Raw genomic sequence first — 24,593 nt, 5'->3', positions numbered from 1 at the left:
GTGCGGATAAACAAAAGATTATCTGTACCTGACACTTCTTGCTTAAAAATCTCCTTCATTTCAGATTTATCTCCATCATTTTATCAATAAATGATGGAGATAATAATAGACATGATGGAAATAACACTCCCCATATTCACACCTTATCTTTTGAATTGTAAAACATACTGGTTTCTTATTCTCTGTTCCGGTCTGACATCAACCAGATATAAGAATAATAAAAATATCCATTCCAATGGTTTCATTATAATATAAACAACATCTGCTCTAAGAGGATTTGTTATGAGTTTCGACAGAGGATAGCCGTATGTATCATATATGTGGCGAACCATCCTGTGAAAACTTGGAAATTTTATCTGAATCACTTCTTCAAATGCGTTGGCAATACATAATTGCCTGTTTACAATGATCGTTGCACCTCTCCTGCTTCCAAATCTAAGCGGTTTCACAACTTTTTTGTGCCCACCGGCGGCTACCATACAAAGATAATGTCCTTCGTAATCTGATGGCGGTGGTGGTGTCTGCTTTGAAAATGTCCAATCTGCAGTATCTGTAAATGCCTTAATCGGAGCATCCAGTCCCTGACCAATTAGGACAAATATAATCTCGATAATTGCCACAACCAGAAACAGTGCAACAAAAATTACAAAGGTGTACCTGGATAAGCTGTTAATGATATCGTAAAATTTCTTGAAACGTATATTGTTATCCTGTGCTGCTGCTCTGTTTTTAAAGATTTCTACCTGTTGCAGCATATGCCTCTGAATTGCTCTTGCAGATAACAGCAATATGTTGAAATGATAAACATAAAATGACAATTCTAAGGGATTATTGATATTTTTAGATAACTGAACAGCAAACGTAATCTGCAATACATTAAGCAGGATAATAAAGGAAATGGCAGCCGCGGATACTAATGGCGGCAGTCGGTCTGCATTTATGTATAACAACACAAAATATGCAGCAAATCCTAATAAAGCAACCCAGGAAATTCCCCAATACCCGGAAGAAATCACATAGTGAAATTGCATAGTATTAACCTGTTCATACCAGTCGCCTGCTGTATCATACGTTATCGCAAACAGCATCAGATATAACAGGCCGCCAACCAGAACAGTTACGGTTGAGATAAGCTTTTCCTTTTGGGGTTTGGCAGAAAAACAATTGTAAATATTCCAGACTGTTAAAGTTCCGGGTATAATAAATGCGACTATACCGAAAAATAAAAATATTAATATGTCGTTCAAATGAAACATTTACAAATCTCCCTTTCACAAATACTGCCGATCAGACATCCCCATTTATATAAACCCTAGGTACCCTCACCGATATGTTGCACACGATCACATCCACGTTGGTGTCGAGCATATTTGCCATGTCTTCGATGGACATGCCCTCGCCGAGAAGAGTCACGGTGTCGCCGCGCTTTACATCCGGGATGTCTGTAATGTCTGCCATGCACTGATCCATACATACGCGTCCGATGATCGGCGCTTCATGGCCGTTTATGATGACCTTGCCCTTGTTGGACAGATAGCGGCTGTAGCCGTCGGCAAATCCGACAGGCAGAGTGGCGATCTTTGTAGGCCTTTTGGTGACAAATGTTCCGCCGTAGCCGATTTCTGAACCGGCAGGAACCTCCTTCACCATGGCAACGTATGTGTACCAGCTGAGGATCTCCTGAAGTCCTGAATTCTTCCAGTCAAAATCATCAGAAGGAGTGAGACCATAGAGGATATCACCGCATCTGACTGCGTCGAGCTGTGCCTCAGGCAACATCAGTATGGCAGGGCTGTTGGCTACATGGTGCTTTGGTATGACAACCCCCATTTTCTCAAGTTCATTTACGGCGTGGAGGTATAGGTCAAGCTGCTTTCTGGCGCTTGTGTGGTCGCCCTCGTCTGCCCTTGCAAAATGTGTAAATATACCTGTTACGTTCAGGTCATCCATCTCGCAGATCTTCTTTATAGTGTCAAATGATTCCTGACATACCGGGAATCCTATTCGGTTCATACCGGTGTTCAGCTTTATCTGGACATTCTGTTTCTTGCCGGCTCTTCTTGCAGCGGCAGCCATGTTCTCAGCACCCTCCATTGAAAAGACAGTGAGATCAAGGTCGTACTTTGCGGCCTCATCCAGCATGTCATCTGCTGTATCGCCGAGGATAAGGATAGACTCTGTGGCCCCCGCGTCCCTGAGCATCTTTCCCTCTTCCCAGATGGCAACGGCGTAGCTGTCTATGCCACATTCCTTGAGTGTCGGGTAAAGTCCTGCAATACCGTGGCGGTATCCATCGCCCTTCATGACAGCGATAAATTCAACACCCGGTTTCAGTCTTGATTTTATGTTGGCAATATTGCTCCTGAGCTTTGCCAGATCTATAACGGCAGCAGTTCTGCCGGCAAATGGTCGGTTGTTCATGGTTATTCTCCTTCTATAAAAATTCAAGAAACATTGTATCACATATGCATGTTAAAAAGAAGAGCATGAATTTGAAGGGGCAGCACCACTTTATAACAGTAAAGTGGTGCTGCCCCGAATATTTGTTGTCATTGAAAGCCGTGGAGGTTATAATATCGAAATATAAGAGAATTTATAAATGACTTGGAAGGTAGTATTGTTATGAGAAAAGAATATGTTATGGGTAACGGGGCCATAGCCCTCGGTGCACTTGCGGCGGGTCTGAACCTTGTGGCGGGATATCCGGGAACCCCGTCTTCAGAGATACTGGAGACAGTAGCAAAATACCCGCATGACGGAGTCCATGTGGAGTGGTCGGTAAATGAGAAAGCGGCTATGGAGGTTGCCGCCAGTGCATCATACAGTGGAGCGAGGACGCTTGTGACCATGAAACAGGTGGGCCTCAACGTGGCATCGGATCCGATTATGTCGCTGGCGTATGTCGGGATAAAGGGCGGAATGGTCATCGTGTCTGCGGACGATCCGGGACCGATATCGTCACAGACGGAGCAGGATACGAGGATGTTTGCGGACTTCTGCAGGATCCCGGTATTTGACCCGTCGACTCCTGAGGAGGCATATCAGATGATACAGGATGCATTTGACTACTCGGAGAAATACAAGACACCGGTTCTGTTCAGACCGACAACAAGAGTGTGTCATGCATACGCATCCATAGAGGTAAAAGACGAGTGGAAGGCAAAGGAATATGAGGGATTTGTAAAGGATTCAAAGAAATGGGTCATCTTCCCGAGATTGTCATTTGCCAACCATGCCATGATAGAGAAGAGAAATGTAGAGATCGGGGATGACTTTGGCGACTACTCCATGAACACGGTGGAGGGAAGCGGCAGTAAGGCGGTATTCGCATCGGGAATCAGCTACTGCTACGCAAAAGAGACACTTAAGAATGTGTCTGATGTGAAGCTGATCCGTATAGCGACCCCACATCCTTTCCCGGAGCAGTTTGTGAAGAATGCGCTAGACGGAGTGACGGAGGTCATGTGTCTTGAGGAGCTCAGCCCATACATAGAGAATCAGATATTACGCCTTGCGGGCAAATATCATATGGATATAAATGTCAGAGGAAAGCAGACCGGTGATGTGCCGACAAGCGGAGAGCTCAGCACAAACAAGGCTGCAGACATCCTGTGCGATTTTCTGGGACTTGAGAAGACTTCCCAGGTGGATGTGTCAGATGCACCGGCACTTCCTGTAAGGCCGCCTGTGCTGTGTGCGGGATGCCCTCACAGAGCGTCATTCTATGCGGTAAAGAAGGCGATGGCCGGCAGAAAGAGTTATTTCTGCGGAGATATCGGATGCTATACACTTGGAAATGCCATGCCGCTTGACATGGTGGATACCTGTCTGTGCATGGGAGCCGGAATCACTATGGCGCAGGGCTTCCACTGGGTGGATGAAGATGGCGTGTGCTTTGCATTTGTGGGAGATTCCACATTCTTCGCGTCTGGTATGACCGGCGTGGTAAATGCAGTGTACAATGATGCAAATATGATCCTGTGCGTGCTGGACAATTCGACCACAGCCATGACGGGACACCAGCCACATCCGGGAACAGGACGCAACATGATGGGCCAGTTCGTGGACAAGGTGAGTATACAGAAGGTTCTTGAAGGAATCGGAGTGAAGAAGATAGTCACTGTTGATCCGCTTGATCTTGAGGCGAGCGTGGCAGCAGTTAAGGAGTGTGCGGATATCAGAGGTGTCAAAGCGATCATTTTCAAGTCGCCATGTATAGCCATCACCAAGCCGTCTGGCAAGATGGAGATATCCGAAAAGTGTATACAGTGTAAGAAATGTATCAGAGAGATAGGCTGCCCTGCGATAATCCTGAAGGATGGTAAGGTGGCGATAGATGAAAGCCTGTGTACGGGATGCGGTCTTTGTTCACAGATCTGTCCGGTGGGGGCGATAGGAGGTGCTTGCAATGAATAAAGATATTCTGGTCTGCGGAGTAGGCGGACAGGGAACGGTTCTTGCGTCCAAGCTCATCGCATCGGCTTATATGGCAAAGGGCGAGACGGTACATTCGGCGGAGACCATAGGAATGGCGCAGAGAGGCGGAAGTGTCACGAGCCATGTGAGGATCGGTGAGGCGTATTCGCCACTCATAGCCCAGGGCGGTGCTGACATTATACTTGCGTTTGAGCCTGCAGAGGCGGTGCGCAATCTGGCTTATCTGAAAAAGGGAGGAATCGTCATCACCAATAACGTCCCGGTGAAACCGGCGACTGACTCGCTTATGAATTCAGGCTACGAGGCGCAGCCGATGCTTGACTACCTGAAGGATAAATGCGATTGTATAGTCATGGACGGCGCGGCGATAAGCCGTGAATTTGGTTCGGCAAAGTTCTACAACATAGCACTTCTTGGAGTTGCAGCAGCCAGCGGTAGACTTGGACTTTACGAGGCGGATATAATTTCAGCTATTGAGAATGGAGTGAATCCGAAGTTTGTAGAGGTGAACAAGAAAGTATTTGAATATGCGATGAAGATGTAGTTGGCGATGGGCTGACCGAAGGGAAAAAGGAGAGTAAAAATTATGAAGTTAAATGACACACAGCTCAGTCAGGTGGACGCTCAGATAAAAAGACTTGTAAAGACTGACAGCTATTATGGTAAGAAGTACAGAGAGCTTGGTATAACAGATGTGACAAGTCAGGAGGCATTTGAGGAGCTTCCGTTTTCAAGCAAGGATGATCTGAGAAATGCTTATCCACTGGGAATACAGGCTGTTCCGGATGAGGAAGTGGTACGTATCCATTCATCTTCAGGAACAACAGGAAAGCCGGTTATCATACCTTATACAGCAAAGGATGTCGATGACTGGGCAACCATGTTCGCAAGATGCTACGAGACAGCCGGAGTGACAAAGAAAGACCGAGTACATATCACACCGGGATATGGTCTGTGGACAGCCGGAATAGGATTTCAGGCAGGCGCGGAGAAGCTTGGTGCCATGGTAATTCCTATGGGCCCTGGAAATACTGACAAACAGTTACAGATGATGATCGATCTTGAAAGTACAGTTCTCACAGCAACGTCATCATACGCACTTCTTCTTGCCGAAGAGATAGATAAGAGAGGGCTTAAGGATAAGATACATTTGAAGAAGGGCGTATTTGGCTCAGAACGTTGGAGTGAGAAGAAGAGAGAGTATATAAAAGAGAAGCTTGGAATAGAGCTGTATGATATATATGGACTTACAGAGATCTATGGGCCTGGTATCGGAATAAGCTGCGATGCCCAGAATGGAATGCACTATTGGGATGATTATGTTTATATAGAGATAATAGATCCGAAGACCGGAAAGACTCTCCCTGACGGAGAGGAGGGAGAGATCGTTATCACTACTCTGGTGAAGGAGGGAGCTCCGCTCATCCGTTTCAGGACACACGATATATCAAGGATCATTCCGGGTGAGTGTCCATGCGGAAGAAAGCATCCTAGATTGGATATCATCAAGGGCAGAAGTGACGATATGTTCAAGGTACACGGCGTAAATATGTTCCCAAGCCAGGTTGAGGAGCTGCTTGCACTTGTGGATGGAGTCCCAAGCGAGTACACCATAAATATAGCCCATGATGAGCCTGCCAATAAGGATATCATGCTGGTTACAGTTGAGGCCGAGGGACGTGTAGATTTCGAGCAGACAGGACGTCAGATCAGAGATCTGTTCAAGTCAAGGATCGGAGTTACACCGAAGATCACAGTTGTCCCTGTTGGAACGCTGCCTAGAAGTGAGAAGAAGACACAGCGTGTCATCGACCATCGTGAGCAGTAATATTTTTAGAAGGGATATTTTGTTTATGAATTCAATTAATATAGCAGCTTGTATAGTTGCGTTTTTACTTGGGGTGGTGCTTTTCACTCTGGCGAATGAGATCATACTCAAGCTGCCGAACAATGAGAATATTTTTAAGGGAAAGCCGAAGAGTTTTGAGAAGTTTTCTCCGAGATGCCTGTTCATACAGATACTTGGTGGAGTGTTCGGAGTGCTGATGGTGTGGCAGTTTGATGTGAGCCTTGAGGCGGTCACGGTATTCCTGTTCTTTGCACTGCTGACTATCATCACATTCATAGACGCGGACACCATGGAGATACCATTTGTGCTGAATGTATGCATACTGGTGCTTGGAGTTATATCCATATTCACAAGAGGAGGCTTTTCTCTGACAGGCGGTGATCTCTCACTTGTGAGCAGGCTCATAGGAATGATATGTGTGAGTCTTCCACTGTTCCTGATAGTGCTGGTCATTCCGGATGGATTTGGCGGTGGAGATATCAAGCTCATGTTTGCCGCAGGATTCTTCCTTGGCTGGAAGGCTACGGTCATAGCGTTCTTCATCGGACTTATCATAGGTGGATGCCAGGGCGTGATACTTCTTGCAAGGCGAAAGAAGGGCAAGGACGATCATTTCGCATTTGGCCCGGCGCTCAGCGTAGGACTGATGATCGCGACATTTGTGGGATCACAGATGATGAACAGTTATATCAATATGATCAAGGCGTCATTCTATGCGTAGAGTGATGAATCCATGAAAAAGAAATAGTGCTGATGTATAAGTGATAAAAAACTTATACATCAGCACTATTTTTTATGATAGTATTCAAATGTAATTGCCTATTGTATATTTTCCATGTGAGGGATATACTGTAAAGAGCGTGCAATTTAACGCGTTAAAGCTTTTAATTGAGAAAGAAGAGCAATTATTAAGAGAGGTTAGGAGTTACGGTTATGCCAATCACAGATTACTTAGAGAGAAATGCCAGAGAATACGGAAATGATGTCGCTCTGGTAGAGATAAATCCTGATGTGCAGGAGACGAGAAGGGTTACATGGAGAGAGTATGAGCTCATAGAGTCGAATCCTACATGCCAGTACAGAAGAGAGATCACATGGAGCGTGTTCAATGAGAAGGCAAACAGATTTGCTAATCTTCTGGTGTCACGTGGAATCCAGAAGGGAGACAAGGTAGGTATCCTCATGATGAACTGCCTTGAGTGGCTTCCAATATATTTCGGAGTGTTGAAGACGGGAGCTATAGTGGTTCCGTTCAACTTCAGATACGATGCGGAGGAGATTAAATACTGTGTAGAGCTTGCGGATGTCGACGTGCTTGTATTTGGCCCTGAGTTCATCGGACGTATAGAGGCTGTCGTTGACGAGATAGCTGAGAAGAGAATCCTCTTCTATGTGGGAGGCAACTGTCCTACATTTGCGGAGGACTATGACAAGCTGACATCCAACTGCTCAAGTGTATTCGAGAAGAGAGACATCAAGGACAGTGATGATGCGGCTATATATTTCTCATCTGGAACAACAGGATTCCCAAAGGCTATCCTGCACAACCATGAGAGCCTGATGCATGCGGCAAAGGTCGAGAATGTACATCACGGACAGACAAAGGATGATGTATTCCTGTGTATTCCTCCTCTGTACCACACAGGTGCCAAGATGCACTGGTTTGGAAGCCTGATAGTGGGCGGCAAAGCCGTTCTGCTCAAGGGCGTAAGTGCTAAGACCATACTTCAGACGGTAAGCGATGAGAAGTGTACTATAGTATGGCTTCTTGTGCCATGGGCTCAGGATATACTGCTTGCAATAGAGAACGGCGATGTACATCTGGAGGATTATGAGCTGTCACAGTGGAGACTGATGCACATCGGAGCACAGCCTGTACCACAGAGTCTTATAAAGAAATGGAAAGAGATATTCCCTAACCATCAGTACGACACGAACTATGGACTTTCAGAGTCCATCGGACCGGGCGCTGTACATCTGGGAGTAGAGAACATACATAAGGTCGGAGCCATCGGTGTGCCGGGTTATGGCTGGCAGGCAAAGATCGTGAATGAGGACGGAACAGAGGTTGAGCAGGGCGCAGTCGGTGAGCTTATCCTCAAGGGACCTGGTGTCATGACCTGCTACTACAAGAATCCAAAGGCGACAGAGGAGTGCCTGAAGGATGGCTGGCTGTACACAGGAGATATGGCTATGCAGGACGAAGATGGATTTATTTATCTTGTAGATAGAAAGAAAGATGTTATAATCAGTGGTGGAGAGAATATCTACCCTGTACAGATAGAGAACTTCCTCAGCAAATACGAGAAGATCAAGGACGTTGCAGTCATCGGTATCGCAGATGCCCGTCTCGGAGAGATCACAGCGGCCATCATAGAGGTAAAGGATGGCATGACCTGCACAGAGGAGGAGATCAACGAGTTCTGTAAAGAACTTCCAAGATACAAGAGACCAAGGAAGATCATATTTGAGCACGTTCCGAGAAATGCTACAGGTAAGATAGAAAAGCCACTTCTCCGTAAGATGCACAAGAGTGAGAACCTTGTCGCAGCGGAGAACAACGCATAGTATGCAGGAAAAGACAGAAAGGACAAAAAAGATGAAGACACCATTTATTACAAAGGCAAAGGCAGAAGAGATCATCAAGGAGATCCCTACACCATTTCACATTTACGATGAAGAAGGAATCAGAGAGAATGCGCGAAAGCTTTACAAGGCGTTTTCATGGAATAAAGGATTCAAGGAGTATTTCGCTGTAAAGGCTACTCCAAACCCAACAATACTCAAGATTCTCAAGGAAGAGGGCTGCGGAACTGACTGTTCATCACTGACAGAGCTTATGATGTCAGACAAGATGGGATTTAAGGGCGATGAGATCATGTTCTCGTCCAATGACACCCCTGCCGAAGAATTCGTGCTTGCAAAGAAGCTGAACGCAACCATCAATCTTGACGATTTCACACACATTGATTTTCTGGAGAAGTCAGCAGGAATCCCAGAGAAGATCTGCTGCAGATTCAATCCGGGTGGAAAGTTCTCTATATCAACAACCATCATGGACAACCCTGGTGATGCAAAGTATGGTATGACAAAGGATCAGATCATCGAGGCATACAAGATCCTCAAGGCAAAGGGCGTGAAGAGATTCGGAATGCATGCATTCCTTGCCAGCAATACAGTGACAAATGAATACTATCCAACACTTGCAAAGATTCTGTTTGAGACAGCAGTTGAGATCAAGGAGAAGACCGGAGTGAAGCTTGACTTCATCAACCTGTCAGGCGGAGTTGGAATCCCATATACACCGGACAAAGAGCCAAATGACATCATGGTCATCGGCGAGGGTGTCAGAAAGGTATATGAGGAAGTGCTTGTACCGGCAGGCATGGGTGATGTAGCTATCTTCACAGAGCTCGGACGTTTCATGCTGGCACCTTACGGACACCTGGTTACAACAGCCATTCATGAGAAGCACACACACAAGGAGTACATCGGAGTGGACGCATGTGCAGTCAACCTCATGAGACCGGCCATGTACGGTGCATACCATCATATCACAGTTCTCGGCAAGGAGAATGAGCCATGCGATCACAAGTATGATGTGACAGGCTCGTTGTGCGAGAACAATGATAAGTTCGCTATAGACAGAATGCTTCCAAAGATCGACATGGGAGATATCCTTGTCATCCACGACACAGGAGCACACGGCTTTGCCATGGGCTACAACTACAACGGCAAGCTGAAGTCAGCAGAGGTTCTGCTCAGACCGGACGGCTCATTTAAGCTTATCCGCCGTGCAGAGACACCTGAGGATTACTTCGCAACCATCAAGGATTTCTGGAATGTAGAGCTGTAACAGGCAGACCATAGATAAGCATAGAAAACCGGCAGTATATGAGTTGAAGTCCAACTGTATACTGCCGGTTTTCTATGTGCATGAGCTGCGTTACACTGTCACCTCGAAGCAAATATAATTCTGTCCGGATATGGTTCGGTTATCCAGACATATCTTTCCCTCATATTCATCCACAAGCTTTTTCATGTTCGGAAGACCATATCCGTGATGCTGCTTGTCGATGGTCTTGGTTGTGTAGCCGTAGGTAAACATATTTCTTCTAAGATCAGAGCTCAACACAGGACCTTTGTTCATGGTGCTTATGATGATCTGGTTCTGACTGCTGTCAAGAGACAGGGTGGCAGATCCCGGAGCATCTACAGCCTCCAGAGCATTGTCTATTAATATTCCAAGTATACGTATAATCTCATATTCGGGCATACAGCTTTTCAACGTATGCTGTCTGACTATCACATTCAGAGTCTTTCCGTTCTTTTCGGCATTGATCATCTTGCTATATATAAAACCGGCGACAACAGACAGATTGATGCGAAGCAGCTCAGACTCACGGTATTCAGATACCATATTGTCCGAATAGTTTATCAGGGCATTTTTCAGAGACTCATAATCCCTATAGGTGTATGGAAGCATTCTGACTGCCGTCAGATGGTTATCAAAGTCGTGCTGTTTGCTTCGCAGATCCTTTATCAGATCAGCCATCATAGGCTGATAGGTTTTAAAGCATTCCAGGTCGTGCTGCTGCTTTCCTATGGTTCGCTGCTGTCCCAGAATGATGATATCCGAGAGAATGACCACAACCGCAAAGCATGATATCACAGGTATATACACCGAAGTGTCGATGAAACTGAATTTGTATAGCCCGGTCTCGATCATATACACAACATACAAATGAATAGACAGGAATTTGATAATTCCACTGCCGCCCATGAAGGTTTGGAACACACGGTTCATAGGCGCATATCTGCACAGAGCCACTGAGATCAGAAATGAAAATACAGCACAGGAAATGGACAGGTATATCTCTTTGTTCACACCCAGACGTGTCATACCCATGATGATGATATCCTCAAGAAAAGCCGCATACAGATATTCAAGAATATACGCCATCAATACATAAAAATATCTGGTCTTCATAATATACAACAGCATGAGATAGGACAGCAGGCATAATGCCAGCCATCCAAATGCATTTGGGAAAATTAAGGAAACTGCATTCCCGAGTATAAGGTAAGCAGCCATTCCAATAATTGGGTGGCGCATATCCCGGAATTTTCTTCCGATGAGGGCAGATATAAAAATAACATCCTTCATTGTTTCCAATGTAAAGCATAGGAGATCAATTATAGAATTCGGCATTTCAAATACTCCTTATCATTGCTAAGCCTGTTCAACGTGTTTGTGCGCAGTTGTGGAAGCCTTAAGTCTGTGACCAAACTCTGTGGCATATTTGCGGCCAACCGGTATCCATTGATAGTCCGGTGTGTCAAGCGATACCATGGCGGTAACCTTGTCGTAGGTATCCACATGATGAAGGTTTACGATAAAGCTCTTGTGGCAGCGCGCAAAATACGATGGAAGAGAGTCCGCAAATACAGAGAGTCGTGTTCCTGTGGATATAAATAGTCCGGTGGTTGTGTGGACATGCATGTTTCGCAGCTCGGATTTAATGTATAGTATATTGTCTGGTCTGATCCTGGCAAGTACACCATCTCTGTCGGTAAGCTCTATTGGTTCCTCCCTGATCAGAGAAAGGTTCAGGAGCTTGGAGACAGATTCTATCAGATCCTGCTGTGAGTAGGGCTTGACCAGATAATCGTAGCAGTTGGTCTTGTGGATCGCTCTGGGAGCTTCGTTTACAAGAGCTGTCACGTACAAAATAGGAGTTGTCTGATAACGCGGATTCCTCCGCAATTGTTCTCCCAGCGTTATTCCGTCCTTATCCGGGTCGGCGCCAAGCTGTATATCCAGCAGAAAAAGCTGGATGCTGTGCGAATCTGCCAGAGCCAGAGCATCATCATAACAGGCGGCCTTCAGACATTCTATGTCGGGGAAGCTTTCTTCTATTATTTCTGCCAGACCATTTAATTGTGCCACATTGTCTTCAACTACCAAAGCTCTCATTATAAAAGACTCCTTCCTTCTATGTGTTGTATTTTAAACCATTACTTCAAAACGCACCAGAGTATCATCCAGAAGATAATCGTTTTCCAGATATATTTTTCCATTATATTTAAATACCAGACGCCTGAGATTGTAAAGACCAAGACCGTGCTTCTGACGATCACAGGTCTTGGTGGTATAGCCTGCCGTGAAAAGCTTTGCTCTGATCTCGGGTGTTAGCAGAGGACCTTTGTTCAGAGTGGTGATGATGATCCTGCCGTCCCGGCTATCTAGGTGCAGAGTCATACTATCGTGCTCAGATATGGCCTCCAGTGCATTGTCGATGAGTATTCCCAGAACCCTGACCAGCTCATATTCAGGCATCCGGCTCTCGAGCAGATAGCTGTGAACGACAATATTCAGCTTTTTGTGCGCCTTTTCTGCCTGCTTTTGTTTGCTGTATATAAACCCGGCGATCACGAACATGTTGATTTTCAGAAGCTCGGTGGTTCTGTATTCGGATATAACCTCATCTGAACTGCTGATAAGAGCCTCCTTTAATGAACTGTAGTCGGTGTGTGTATATGGAAGCATTCGAATACCGGTCAATATATTGTCAAAGTCATGCTGCCTTCCCGTGACGTCCTCAATCAGATCATCCATCATAGGCTGATAGACGTTGTAATTTGCCAGATCGTGCTGCTGCTTGCTGATGATCTGTTGCTGGCTGAGGATTACTATGTCGGTGATGAGGACTATCACGGTGAAAAATGAGATGAGGGGGATAAGTGCATTGATATTAATTGCACTGTACTTTGACAGTCCTATTTCTACCATATAGAGAACATATAAATGCAATATGAGATATTTAGGGTACAGAGATCCTTCCATTAACAGTAAAAACCATTTATTCAGATTGATGAAACGACACAATATTAAAATTAAAATAGTAGATATTGCAGATCCAAGAAAAGATGAAAAAGCCTTATCCTGAATGCTGAATCGGTTAAAAGCCATAACAACTATATCCTGAATAAGGCTAAGCAAGGCATAGGATAAAACATATGCTATTGATGATTTGAAAAATGATACATGTAGTATGTAAGAAAAAGTGATAAAGCAGCATAAACACAGAATAATCCAGCCTAAGGCGTTAGAAAAAATATATGAGAGCACAGAGCATATAAAAAAATTACTGGATAGAGCAATAAAGGGATGACGCATTTTCTTTATTGGTATACCTGAGAGAGAGGATATAAGAGTAAGATAACAAATAAGTTCTAACAAAAAACAAAGCTGTTCAATAATTATGTCAGGCATATTTTCACGCTCGCTTTCCCGCAAATAATAAGAGATTTTAAAACATTATATGAGAGTAAAAAAGCTTAGTCAATTGTCGTTTATGACATGATAGATACCGTTTATGACAAATTAAGTAAAATATATTGCAATCTAAGTAGTTGTATGATAAAAGAAAAGTGGAGGTGGTCGAATAGAGAATCTAAATAAAAGATTGAGCAGGTATTTGGTAAAGGCAATTGAAGGCGATGAGTACGATTCCGAGTCCGACAGGACAGCAAAGATAGGATATTCGTTACAGAAAATAATAGATGATATAGAAAAGTTTCTTATCATTATTCTGATATCAATAATATTTGATACAACCAAAGAAGCTCTGGTTTGTATGTTGGTAATATCTTTAACAAGGAAATTTATGGGTGGAATGCATATGACAACCTGGTTTGGATGTACGATGATGACAACTATGGTGTATTCTTTAGCGATAATAGGCGGAAAAATATTTCATTTCAGTTTACTTATGCAGAGTGCAAGTATTTTGTTATGTGTGCTTATGGTTATTTTATATGCACCGTTACCATCAGAACAACGTCCCAAATATATAGGGAAGAAACGTATAAATATAAAAATAAGATGTATAGCTGGATTGATGGTCTCGGCTGTTTTGAGCGTAATTATGAAATCTTATAGCAGTACGATAACATGTATTTTGCTGCTTGAGATAATAGAGGCAATCTTGGTTGTATGTAAGAAATCAATATTGCCAGATATTAAGAAGGGAGGCGAGAAAAATGTCTGGTAGCAAGGTAAGAGCAGTGCTTGGTGACATACTAGAAGATTTGGCTGGAGACATAATTAAATTGACTGGATGCCAGAATCATTGGGGAGAGATAGAACTCCCAGAGTGTCTCAGGAATATCGATTCGCAGAAAGAGAAAAAGTAAAATATCCTGAAGAGTTGAGCTTCAGGATATTAGAAATATCAAGACAATCATTTGCTGGAAAAATCTTGATAAGCGGATTGTACTATCAGACACAGAAAAGTACAATAGCAAAATTGTTAAAAGTGGCAAAAGTGGAGTAAATACCGTAGATAATTAATTAGGAGGGACAAAAGGTTATGAAGAAGTCAATGAAAACAAAGCTTGCGATGTTTGCTGTCGCAGGCGCAATGGCGGTGTCAGGAACAGTGGGAATTGCAGCACCGGCTAAGGCGGGTAATACAACAAATGATGAGTTTAAATATAACAGTAATTCGCCAACTGGAATAAGCAGATGGAGAGATAAAGAAAATGCCACAAAGGTATATATATATCCGACTACAGGGCCTGTAGTGGACTATAGAGTACAGGGAAAGGCTGGAGTTACAGGCACGGCTAATTATAGATCTGCATACGTGACCATACCAAGAGGCGTAGAGGCAAGTGTAACGAATTATGTATATGAAAACGACGAGAATTACGCCAGACTTCGCATGACGAGAAGATCAACAGTAACAGGTAAAATTACATCGGGATGGTGGAGTCCAGATTCTACGAAGGTATATACAGTATATCCTAAATAGATGAGAAAAAATGTGTTGGCTGTGCCTGTTGCTACAGGCACAGCTTGATTAGAGGTAATGTGTATGAATAGTAAAAAAACAGTGCTGGTTGCAGCAGGAATCTGTATTGTCTTGCTGGGGTTGGCTTTTGTCAATAACAATCTTGAAAAAAATAAGAAAAAACCATATGAAAGAAATACAGAAAATAGTGATACAAGTGAAACTATATCTGAAACTGATGATCAGACTGATAGCGAACCAACAACCGAAGAATCTAAAAAGATATCTATCGTTTCAGGAGATGTTGGGAATAACGATGAAGAAAAGAATTGGAAGAATACTGCGGGAGATAATATATTTAATAGTGACGGAGTAAAAGTAGAATGTCTGTCTGTTGATGTGGTTGAGGATACTGATATTGTGAAACAGACAAAGTATTCTGCAGAATGTTTTAAGACTGGTGAATTACCGGATCCAGATTTTATTGAAAAAATTACAGATATGGAAGCCGTATTTGAGCAGGCTCCCGATTATGAAAAATTATATAATTCTCCAGTGGAAAATGAAGATGATATGAATAAGCTCCGTGAAATGCAGGAAAAGTACAAGGATTTGCTGGAAGAAAATACAAAGTATATACATCCGAAGACCAGATATTATTTTGTTAAATGCAGGATAACGAATGAAAATGAGGAAGCTGTAGATAAGGTTCTAAGCTTTTATACGCAATTTGTTTTGTCAAATAAATCGCAGATGTGGAATGTAGACAACCAGGTGTATTTTGATAAATCAATTCATATGGTAGGAGATGACAGGGCAGACTGGTTTTTCTTAAGAACGCTTGAGCCTGCGGAGGTTCTGGAGTGCACATTAGGGTTTGAGGTTAGTGACAGTTATAACGGAAGCGTAACTCTGTATATTGGAGAGCCGCCATTAACTGATGAATTATTTGATCCTGATTCATACCCGGATCTTGTGAAGCTTGACAATATACCGAGAGAACGATGAAATAAACAGCAGTCAGATGGAGGCTTTCAAGTATGATAAAAAGAATAGTCTGTGTAATAGCTGCCTGTATAATTGTGTTTTGGAGTGGACGAATATATAGTGTAAATCTCATGCAGCGAAAGACTGACATTACATATAACTATGATGAGATAGAATTTCAAGGTTATAAATTGGTTTTGAAAGAGGCACATATTTATGGTAAGAAGGAATTTGAGCAAAGGTTTAATGCTGAGATTCCGTATATAGAAAGTGTCAGAGTGTTGTGTGCAGGTTTTACTGTTACGAATAACACAGGAGCTGATATTGGTTGGGATGAGGTTATGGAACTGTTCAATTGTGGATTTCAGACGGATACATGGGCAAGCTCAATAAGTCCATCAGTGGAAAGACAAATGAATATTTTTGATTCTGAATTGTTCAAGGCTGGGCAAAGACAGGAGATATGGTTTGGAACGGTGATGACTGAGGCGTCTTTTAAAGAAAAAACATGGAAAAATATATATGACATGGATTATTATTATGTCTTTTGTATAACTCCAGATAAAATAAAGGTGAAATTAGATTTGGTGGAGGATTGATGGACGTGAAAAGTATCCGATTCGAGATAGAAAGAGCAATGAGAAGCATATGGATTTATATTAGTATTTTAATAGGTGTGTTTATAGGAACCTTAGATCTTTGTTTATTTCACAGCATTTATAAAACGGATGGTACATCAAGTCTTATACAGGCCTGGATAGGGACGGATTATAAATTTGCTTATAATTCATTGTTTTATATATTGTTTCCGATTATTGCCTGTATGCCGTATGCAGGAACATATTATTCGGATATGAATAATGGTTATGACAAAAATATATGTATACGGTCAACCAGAATCCAATATATGTGTTCAAAAATGATAGCTGTATATCTTTCGTCATTTATAGCAGTTACAGTTCCACTCTTGTTTAATCTGTTTTTGGCGGCTGGTTTTTATCCTGATAACAGTCCCGAGAGACTGACTTTTATGGTTGCAGGGGTAATAGACTGTAATATGTTCCCATATTTATTCCAATGTCATCCTGTTATATATTGTCTGATTTACATATTGATAGATGGAATTATGGGTGGACTGTTGGGGATGGTGGCGGTATGTATATCAAGATGGGTGGACAGCAGATTTTCAGCAATTATGGTACCTTTCGTATTGTATGTGGTGGTTGGCGTCGTGCTTTCTGAGCAGGATTTAGGTGGTTGGTCTCTATATGGAATTGTCAATCCCATACAGAATGCTTTGGTGTTATGGTATCAGCCGATCCTGGTATTTATGGCAGTTATAATGGTGAGCGTAATAATAACCATAATTTACTCAAAAAAGAGAGATATATTGTAAGCTCGTAGTGGTGAAGACCGGAGGAGTTAATAGTGAAAATTGGTAGACTGTTGATAAGAGATATAAGATCAGGAGCATTGACAAAATGGTATTTAGTATTTTTACCAATTGCTTTTGGCGTGTGCCGTGGTATTCAGTGTGCTTCGATTATAGACAGCATGATAGATGATGGGCAAATGTACACATACGGAACTGTGATTGATTATATTATGTTTGCTATGCAGGGAATGAGCGTGTATAAATTTAATCCGACAGAGTATTTCTCTATTCCAATATATTGGTTTATATTTCAGATGGGTGCATTTTATATTGTTGCATATTATGCATTTGATGATTTTAAGAAAAATGGTAGGGCTGTATTTGTTGCGCTAGGAGAAAGAAAATCATGGTGGCTGGCCAAGTGTTTATGGTGTAACATCATGGTACTTTTTTATTTTGTGGTGGCTTATATAAGTGTGGTGGTGATGGCGTGGCTGAAAGGTGCAAGTATGATGTTTGCGGTTACTCAGGAATTCGTAACAGCACAGTTCAGTCCTAATGTTTTTAGTATGACACATGCGGATATTATATTGGTGTTATTTATACTGCCATTTATTGTGACATTAGCATCGGCAGCAATGCAGATGATGCTGAGTTTTTTGATCGATCCTGTGATAAGTTTCGCAGTTACGTGTTCGGTATATGTTATATCAGCTTATTATACAGTGTGGTATTTGTGTGGAAGCTATACGATGTGGATACGAAGCTCGTATGTAGACGAAAACGGGGTGTATCCTGTTGGAGGTATTATATTTTCTATTACTATAATTGCAATATCATATATAGTGGGCAGAATCTATTTTGATGGACGAGATATCATTTGAGAAAAAAGGAGAATACATATGAGCGAGATAAGGATAGAAAATCTGAATAAGAAGATAAAGGGTTCAGTTATACTTAATGATATCAGTCTGACCATGACTCCGGGCAGGATATATGGACTCCGTGGAAAGAATGGCTGTGGCAAGACAATGCTTATGAGAGCTATATGTGGTCTGCTCATACCTGATGGAGGACACATATATATAGATGATGAGGAGCTCCACAGGGACATAAAGTTTCCACGGAGTATAGGTGCTCTGATAGAGAATCCGTCATTTCTGCCTCAGTACACAGGCTTCAGGAACCTCAGGCTTCTGGCAAAGCTCATGGGAGGGATCAGTGATGACGATGTCAGATATGCCATAGAGAGGACAGGTCTTGATCCGGATGATAAGAGGGTATACAGAAAGTATTCCCTTGGAATGAAGCAGAAGCTTGGCATAGCAAATGCAATCATGGGAGAGCCGGATGTCATAGTGCTGGATGAACCTATCAACGCACTTGATGAAGAGTCTGTAGATAACATAAAGAAGGAGCTGCTGAAGCTGCGTGATGGAGGAAGTCTTATAATCACTGCCTGCCACGACAGGGAGGAGCTGGAATATCTGTGCGATGAGATATATGAGATGAAGGATGGAAGGATAGTACAATAAATGAACATAAAAAAACATCTGCTGCGAACTCCTGTATACCTGGGATCGCAGGGCAGATGTTTATTTTTTTGTAAGAAGAATTATAAGTGTTTTCAAAAACTGCTATATGGGTTATAATACTTTCGATTAAGCCTTTACAGGTTCAGGATAATCAACACCGAAGGTCTCGACTGTTACAGTCTTCATCTTCTGTTCCTGACGAGGCTTGTCATTGTAGTCAGTTGGCACATTTGCAATCTTGTCTACGATGTCAAGTCCCTCGATAACCTTACCGAAGGCAGCGTAAGCACCGTCCAGATGAGGAGATGTCTTATGCATGATAAAGAACTGTGAACCTGCTGAGTCAGGCATCATGGAACGGGCCATTGACAGCACTCCGGGAGTGTGGGCCAGATCGTTCTTGAATCCGTTCTGTGAGAATTCACCTTTGATTGAGTATCCAGGACCGCCGATGCCGATTCCCTGAGGGTCTCCACCCTGTATCATGAAGCCTTTTATTACACGATGGAAGATTATTCCGTCATAGAAGCCTTTCTTGATCAGTGAGATGAAGTTGTTTACAGTGTTTGGAGCAATGTCAGGATAGAGTTCTGCTTTCATGACATCGCCATTTTCCATAGTGATAGTAACTATTGGATTTGCCATGTATATCATTCCTTTCTTGGTATAAGATAGGGTAATGATAACATCAGTTAACAGAACAGGCAAATGAAATTTGCAGATACAGAAGGAGAAAGAGATGGATTGGAGAAACATAGCAAGACCCGTTATTATAATAGCGCTGGCGGTATGTCTGGTGCTGTTCGGGGTATACAAGGTTAAGGAGACGTATACCGGATTTATGCAGGAATATGAGGGCACCTACAGTGCCGGCGGCGGAGAGAAGATCGAGGTTACCATACCTGAGGATACATCTGTCAAGGAGGCAGCATCTATACTTAAAGATGCGGGGCTTATAAAGTATAAGCTTGCATTCCAGCTCAGAATGACCGGCTCGCAGTACAGCCACAGTCTTCAGCCGGGTACTTACACACTCACAACAGGTATGTCGACATTGGATATGATAAAGACTCTGTGTTACGTGGAGTCGACCAGAGAGGTAAAATATACACTGACAGTTCCTGAGGGATTTACGGTTGAACAGATCGCTGACAGATGCGAGGAGCTGGGCTTCTGCTCTGCAAAGGAGTTTCTTGAGGCGTGCAAGTCGGGAGAGTTTGAGTATCCGTTTGAGATACCTTCATCGGAAGTCAAGTACGCATTACAGGGCTTCCTGTTCCCTGCTACTTACGACATATATGCAGATATGACTCCAAAGGAGCTCATACAGGACATGATAGACAAGTTTAACAGCATTTACACAGATGACTTCAGGAAGAAGGCAGAGGAGCTTGGATATACAGATTTTGAGGTTCTCACCATGGCTTCCATAGTTGAGAAGGAGTGTAAGCTGGATTCAGACAGAGCGATGGTTGCGGGAGTATTTATCAACAGATTGAATGATGACATGCCTCTTCAGGTAGATCCATCTGTTCTCTATGTTGTGACTGACGGTCAGTACAATCAGGCAGAACTGTCATATGATGATCTGGAGGTTGATTCACCGTACAATACCTACAAGTACACAGGACTTCCTGTCGGCCCTATATGTAATCCGGGCGAGGCATCCATAGAGGGTGTCCTGAATGCGGTTAAGCATGATTATTACTACTACCTGACATCAGATGAGAGCCAGGGAGCATGTATCTTTAATAAGACATACGAGGGACATCTTGCTGACATAGAAAAGGCTGATGCAGCCAAGGCGGAAAAGGAAGCTGCAGAGGGTGATGGATCAGAAGATGGCTCCGATGAAAGCACTGATTCAGAGTAAAAAAATATAGACAAAATTATATAGCGAAAATTATCTAAAAGGGTATAAACTGCTTGCGATATATAGACTTTTTATATATAATAAAGGAGTATGTACCCTTTTGGGTTTTTATGCATCTAGTTATGCGCTTATGGAGGTGCGATAGGAGGAATATTTGATGAGGAAAATAAGTTTCAAGGTAAGAAATATCGGCTCTGAGAAATATTTGTCATATATTCTGAATGATGATTGTGAGTTTGACGAGGAGTTATTGGATTATCTGGAGGAGAACCGGATTCCTGAGCTCATTGATATCATTTATGAAGAGGATGATGAGAACGATTATCTTACATATAACGTTACAGGCAGGACAACGGTTGACGCACTCCTTTCGAATACGGTAAATGCTGAGAAGATATTGGGGATAATCAGAGGGGTAGCTTCTGGTATAGTTAATTTACGTGATCTTGGAATACCGGCATCATATGTGGTTCTTCACAAGGAGTTTACATATGTTAATCCGGTTACATACGATGTTGGAATGTTATGTGTTCCAGTTGAGTCAGAAGCCAATATCAATGCCGAATTCAGGATGTTCGCAAAGGACTTGCTGACGAGCGTTATTTATGATGACAGTGAGGATTGCAACTATGTGGCAAAGCTTCTCAATCTGTTGAATGCGGATAAGTTCACAGTGAGAAACTTCTATGCACAGCTCACAGAGCTTATGGAGTCTGCAGGAATGCAGGTGGAGGAGAACTTCGTTGATATAGGCTCAGATATGTCGGTTTCACAGTCTTCAGTTGACACGGCGGCATCTGATACAAGTATGGATGATCTGCCTGAGTTTGAGGACGTGTCATTTGGCGATGATGAGGAAGACGAGCTTGATGAGGTAGAGGAGATCAGTGACGAGGCGGCCGCAGCGAATGCGATATTCAAGGATCTTGATCTTGATTCGGATGAGACGAAGAAAGAGAATGTATCAAGCGAGATAGATATGTCGGTATTTGATGACAGCGTTCTTGAGGAGCTCGAGTTAGATGAGAGCCTTGATGAGGAAGAAGAGGATGACGAGGAGGGCATGACAGAGGCTCTCACATCAGATATGGCAGTACATGAGCCATCAGGACTTACAGAGGTTGCAAAGGCTGCCGATGGAGTTACGGAGGTTGAGCTTGACAAGAAGGATGAGCAGAAGCCGGTTCTGATATCTACGGACGAGCTTATGGATAATCCACCTGTTGTTAAGAATATCAAGATCAACCGTGCGAAGATCATACAGAAGGCGGTTGCTGAGACAGAGGAAGCTCAGATAGATAACCCTACAGAACAGATAGTTGCACCACAGTTCATGGACGGTGACCAGCCGGAGCCTGAGACGAATATGGATCCGGTGAAGGAGAAGGCAGAGGAGCCTGAGCAGAAGGGCACAGGAAGCACTGTTGAGCTGACCGGAGGAATGAACGTAGTTAAGGATACCGAACCTGAGAAGGCAGCGGTTAACAGGAACGCTCCAAAGGCTATGCCATATATAGTCCGTGTCAACACAGGCGAGCGAGTTATGGTCAACAAGGCTGTGTTCAAGATAGGAAAGGCGGCAAGAGGTGTTGATTACCATGTCGGTGGTAATGGGGCCATCAGCAAGGTACATGTCATCATCTACCAGAGAGAGGATGGATGTTATCTGAAGGATAACAAGGCGACAAATGGCACATATCTCAACGGAGCGCGCCTGGATGAGAATGCAGAGCAGAAGCTTTCAAACGATGCCATGATAAGCATCGGTGGAGAGGACTTTATCTTCAAATTAAGTTAATATACACCACCCACGATGTGGGACAAGAGCAGGTAGCAATACCTGCTTTTGGTGTTTGAATGAAGAAATAATTTTTGACGGAAAATATGCGGATTTAGACGAAAGGGATTGAAAAAATGAACAGAGAAAAGGTTGTTGTAGTTCCGGCGGGGGAAACTTACAGAGTGAGTTACAGTCTGGATATCAGTGATGTGATAGATGCTAAAGTGTATGATATGAGCAGAAGCGGATCTATGCCTGAGATGGCACCGTGTGACATGCAGGAGAATGCCGGAGTCAGGGTGTTCAATTATCAGATCGATGACAAGAAGCCTCTTGCGGAGATACTGAGACAGGAGATGAACAAGAAGGAGATACTCACACTTCTGTACAACATTCTGCATGCACTGGAGATGTTTGGTAAGAATATGGTTTCGCTCAGCTATGTTGCAAGGGACGAGCAGTGTGTGTTTGTATCGCCTGAGACATACGATGTCTGCTTTATTGTCGCTCCGGTACAGAAGGAAGTGACAGATCTCAACGATGTCAGAGCATTTGTGAAGTCGGTGATAGTTGATGCGAGATACTCAGAGAATGACAATGACAATTACGTAGCACGCCTTATAAACTGTGCGAATATGAGAGGTACATTTTCAAACTCGGACATGAAGAACGAGGTTAAGGCGATGCTTGCAGAAGCAGGCATAGACGCTGCTGAGATAGACAGGATGAAGGAGCTTTCCACAAATGCTCCAAAGGGTGGCAACAGCCACATACTTCGAGGTGAGTCACCTAAGGTGAGCAGACTCGAGGTTATGAGAAATAATGCGAGAATGAATGGATATGCACAGCCGATGGGACCAAACGGCCAGATGCCAAACGGAATGCCACCGATGGGCATGCCACCGATGGGACCGAACGGCCCGATGGGATCAAATGGTCAGATGCCGAATGGCAAGGTTCCGAACGGAATGCCGCCAATGGGCATGATGCCGATGGAACCAAACGGTCCGATGCCAAACGGCTCAATGGGACCAAATGGCCAGGTGCCAAACGGAATGCCACCGATGGGCATGCCGCCAATGGGGCCGAGTGGACAGGTGCCAAACGGCCCAATGGGACCGAATGGACAGGTGCCAAACGGAATGCCACCGATGGGCATGCCGCCAATGGGACCGAATGGCCCAATACCAAACGGCCCAATGGGACCAAATGGAATGCCACCGGTAGGCGTGCCACCGATGGAGGAGCCAATTAAGCCTGAGGTGGCTGGAGCACAGCCGCAGGGTGATAAAACGGAGAATGATGAGGCGGTTGAAGCAGAAGCACAGGATGCCAAGCCGGAGGTTGTAGAGGAGTCGCAGGATGTCAAGCCTGAGCCAGCAGAGCCGGTTGAAACACAGCCACAGGAGATAAAGCCAATACCTCTAATGCAGGGCAACCCATTTGGAGGAAGACCGATTCCGCCAATGCCACCAATGCCACAGGCACACCAGATGCCAGAGATGCCGCAGAACCCACAGGGACAGCCGGTACCGCCAATGCCACAGATGCAGCCGGTGCCACCAATGCCACAGATGCAGCCGGTGCCACAGGCACAGCCAGTGCAGGGCAATCCATTTGATGGAGCACCGGCACCATATTTCCTTAGGGTGAAGACGGGCGAGAGAATAAGCTTGGACAAGGCAGAGTTCAAGATCGGACATAAGGCAAGACTTGTGGACTATGCGATTACTGACAATTCAGCTATAAGCAGAGTTCATTGTGTCATCACCAAGAGAAATGGCGTGTGCTTCATCAGCGATAACAAGTCTACAAATGGTACATTTGTGAACGGAGAGGAATTGAAGGCGGGCGAAGAAAAGTTCCTGACGAACAATGCGATCGTTATACTCGGGGACGAGGAGCTTGTCTATCACATTAGATAGAATATCCGCAACGAGAGTTGAGACATAAATATTG

General features: G+C 43.7%; 23 protein-coding genes. 17 read left to right on the top strand and 6 right to left on the bottom strand.

Annotated features, from left to right (window positions below; genetic code table 11):
- Positions 1-143 precede the first annotated feature (143 nt).
- Positions 144-1,256 carry a DUF6688 domain-containing protein gene (locus ARA78_RS08245; RefSeq protein WP_055280340.1) on the bottom strand — a complete coding sequence of 371 codons (1,113 nt, stop codon included), beginning with the start codon at positions 1,254-1,256 and terminating at the stop codon, positions 144-146.
- Positions 1,257-1,287: 31 nt separating this feature from the next.
- Complete coding sequence (gene alr, locus ARA78_RS08240; RefSeq protein WP_055271983.1) at positions 1,288-2,421, bottom strand: alanine racemase; 1,134 nt, start codon at positions 2,419-2,421, stop codon at positions 1,288-1,290.
- Positions 2,422-2,622: 201 nt separating this feature from the next.
- On the opposite strand from alr, the gene iorA reads away from it, so the two are divergent.
- From iorA to ARA78_RS08210, 6 genes are all read left to right on the top strand, one after another.
- Entirely contained in the window at positions 2,623-4,416 is a 1,794-nt protein-coding gene (gene iorA, locus ARA78_RS08235) for an indolepyruvate ferredoxin oxidoreductase subunit alpha (RefSeq protein ID WP_172674911.1), read from the top strand.
- Positions 4,409-4,981, top strand: a complete 573-nt coding sequence (locus tag ARA78_RS08230) for an indolepyruvate oxidoreductase subunit beta (protein WP_015534361.1) — start codon at positions 4,409-4,411, stop codon at positions 4,979-4,981. Before iorA ends, ARA78_RS08230 begins: the two co-directional genes overlap by 8 nt.
- 42 nt (positions 4,982-5,023) lie before the next feature.
- On the top strand, positions 5,024-6,265 hold the full coding sequence (locus ARA78_RS08225) for a phenylacetate--CoA ligase family protein (RefSeq protein WP_015534360.1): 1,242 nt from the start codon (positions 5,024-5,026) through the stop codon (positions 6,263-6,265).
- Between the two features lie 25 nt (positions 6,266-6,290).
- Positions 6,291-7,007 (top strand): prepilin peptidase, encoded by a 717-nt coding sequence (locus ARA78_RS08220; RefSeq protein WP_022217444.1) that lies wholly within the window; start codon positions 6,291-6,293, stop codon positions 7,005-7,007.
- 212 nt (positions 7,008-7,219) lie between these two features.
- Positions 7,220-8,854 carry a class I adenylate-forming enzyme family protein gene (locus ARA78_RS08215; protein WP_015534358.1) on the top strand — a complete coding sequence of 545 codons (1,635 nt, stop codon included), beginning with the start codon at positions 7,220-7,222 and terminating at the stop codon, positions 8,852-8,854.
- Positions 8,855-8,885: 31 nt separating this feature from the next.
- Positions 8,886-10,142, top strand: a complete 1,257-nt coding sequence (locus tag ARA78_RS08210) for a diaminopimelate decarboxylase (protein ID WP_055280413.1) — start codon at positions 8,886-8,888, stop codon at positions 10,140-10,142.
- A gap of 90 nt (positions 10,143-10,232) precedes the next feature.
- Here ARA78_RS08210 and ARA78_RS08205 read toward each other — a convergent pair whose 3' ends face one another.
- Genes ARA78_RS08205 through ARA78_RS14040 form a run of 3 tightly spaced genes read right to left on the bottom strand, consistent with a single transcriptional unit; the run spans position 10,233 to position 13,079 of the window.
- Positions 10,233-11,498 carry a sensor histidine kinase gene (locus ARA78_RS08205; RefSeq protein WP_055222414.1) on the bottom strand — a complete coding sequence of 422 codons (1,266 nt, stop codon included), beginning with the start codon at positions 11,496-11,498 and terminating at the stop codon, positions 10,233-10,235.
- A gap of 21 nt (positions 11,499-11,519) precedes the next feature.
- The gene (locus ARA78_RS08200) at positions 11,520-12,263 is read right to left on the bottom strand and encodes a LytR/AlgR family response regulator transcription factor (protein WP_022217447.1); all 744 of its coding nucleotides are present in this window, start codon (positions 12,261-12,263) and stop codon (positions 11,520-11,522) included.
- A gap of 33 nt (positions 12,264-12,296) precedes the next feature.
- On the bottom strand, positions 12,297-13,079 hold the full coding sequence (locus ARA78_RS14040; protein ID WP_172674910.1) for a sensor histidine kinase: 783 nt from the start codon (positions 13,077-13,079) through the stop codon (positions 12,297-12,299).
- A 676-nt stretch (positions 13,080-13,755) separates the two neighbouring features.
- Here ARA78_RS14040 and ARA78_RS08190 point away from each other — a divergent pair.
- From ARA78_RS08190 to ARA78_RS08160, 8 genes are all read left to right on the top strand, one after another.
- Positions 13,756-14,343 carry an accessory gene regulator B family protein gene (locus ARA78_RS08190; RefSeq protein ID WP_055222416.1) on the top strand — a complete coding sequence of 196 codons (588 nt, stop codon included), beginning with the start codon at positions 13,756-13,758 and terminating at the stop codon, positions 14,341-14,343.
- A 66-nt stretch (positions 14,344-14,409) separates the two neighbouring features.
- Positions 14,410-14,625, top strand: coding sequence for a hypothetical protein (locus ARA78_RS13895; protein WP_156329433.1), 216 nt, complete (start codon positions 14,410-14,412; stop codon positions 14,623-14,625).
- Between the two features lie 36 nt (positions 14,626-14,661).
- Positions 14,662-15,105, top strand: coding sequence for a hypothetical protein (locus tag ARA78_RS08185; protein ID WP_055280339.1), 444 nt, complete (start codon positions 14,662-14,664; stop codon positions 15,103-15,105).
- Between the two features lie 63 nt (positions 15,106-15,168).
- Positions 15,169-16,092, top strand: a complete 924-nt coding sequence (locus tag ARA78_RS08180) for a hypothetical protein (RefSeq protein ID WP_055222417.1) — start codon at positions 15,169-15,171, stop codon at positions 16,090-16,092.
- Between the two features lie 32 nt (positions 16,093-16,124).
- Positions 16,125-16,670 carry a hypothetical protein gene (locus tag ARA78_RS08175; RefSeq protein ID WP_055146116.1) on the top strand — a complete coding sequence of 182 codons (546 nt, stop codon included), beginning with the start codon at positions 16,125-16,127 and terminating at the stop codon, positions 16,668-16,670.
- Positions 16,670-17,467, top strand: coding sequence for a hypothetical protein (locus ARA78_RS08170; RefSeq protein ID WP_055222418.1), 798 nt, complete (start codon positions 16,670-16,672; stop codon positions 17,465-17,467). Before ARA78_RS08175 ends, ARA78_RS08170 begins: the two co-directional genes overlap by 1 nt.
- A gap of 32 nt (positions 17,468-17,499) precedes the next feature.
- Positions 17,500-18,330, top strand: a complete 831-nt coding sequence (locus ARA78_RS08165; protein ID WP_055222419.1) for a hypothetical protein — start codon at positions 17,500-17,502, stop codon at positions 18,328-18,330.
- Positions 18,331-18,348: 18 nt separating this feature from the next.
- On the top strand, positions 18,349-18,981 hold the full coding sequence (locus ARA78_RS08160) for an ABC transporter ATP-binding protein (RefSeq protein ID WP_055146125.1): 633 nt from the start codon (positions 18,349-18,351) through the stop codon (positions 18,979-18,981).
- 126 nt (positions 18,982-19,107) lie between these two features.
- Here ARA78_RS08160 and ARA78_RS08155 read toward each other — a convergent pair whose 3' ends face one another.
- Positions 19,108-19,626, bottom strand: coding sequence for a peptidylprolyl isomerase (locus ARA78_RS08155; RefSeq protein WP_015534342.1), 519 nt, complete (start codon positions 19,624-19,626; stop codon positions 19,108-19,110).
- A gap of 94 nt (positions 19,627-19,720) precedes the next feature.
- Here ARA78_RS08155 and mltG point away from each other — a divergent pair, with 94 nt between their 5' ends.
- From mltG to ARA78_RS14385, 3 genes are all read left to right on the top strand, one after another.
- Positions 19,721-20,854: an endolytic transglycosylase MltG gene (mltG, locus tag ARA78_RS08150; RefSeq protein ID WP_055146128.1), complete on the top strand. Its 1,134-nt coding sequence runs from the start codon at positions 19,721-19,723 to the stop codon at positions 20,852-20,854.
- Positions 20,855-21,011: 157 nt separating this feature from the next.
- Positions 21,012-22,652, top strand: coding sequence for a DUF6382 domain-containing protein (locus ARA78_RS08145; protein ID WP_015534341.1), 1,641 nt, complete (start codon positions 21,012-21,014; stop codon positions 22,650-22,652).
- Between the two features lie 116 nt (positions 22,653-22,768).
- On the top strand, positions 22,769-24,559 hold the full coding sequence (locus tag ARA78_RS14385; RefSeq protein ID WP_055280337.1) for an FHA domain-containing protein: 1,791 nt from the start codon (positions 22,769-22,771) through the stop codon (positions 24,557-24,559).
- The last annotated feature ends 34 nt before the right edge of the window (positions 24,560-24,593 follow it).

It is taken from the genome of Coprococcus eutactus (assembly GCF_001404675.1).
Taxonomy (GTDB): domain Bacteria; phylum Bacillota; class Clostridia; order Lachnospirales; family Lachnospiraceae; genus Coprococcus; species Coprococcus aceti.
Note: the sequence above shows the minus strand (reverse complement) of the source record. Positions and strands in the feature narration are given on the sequence as shown.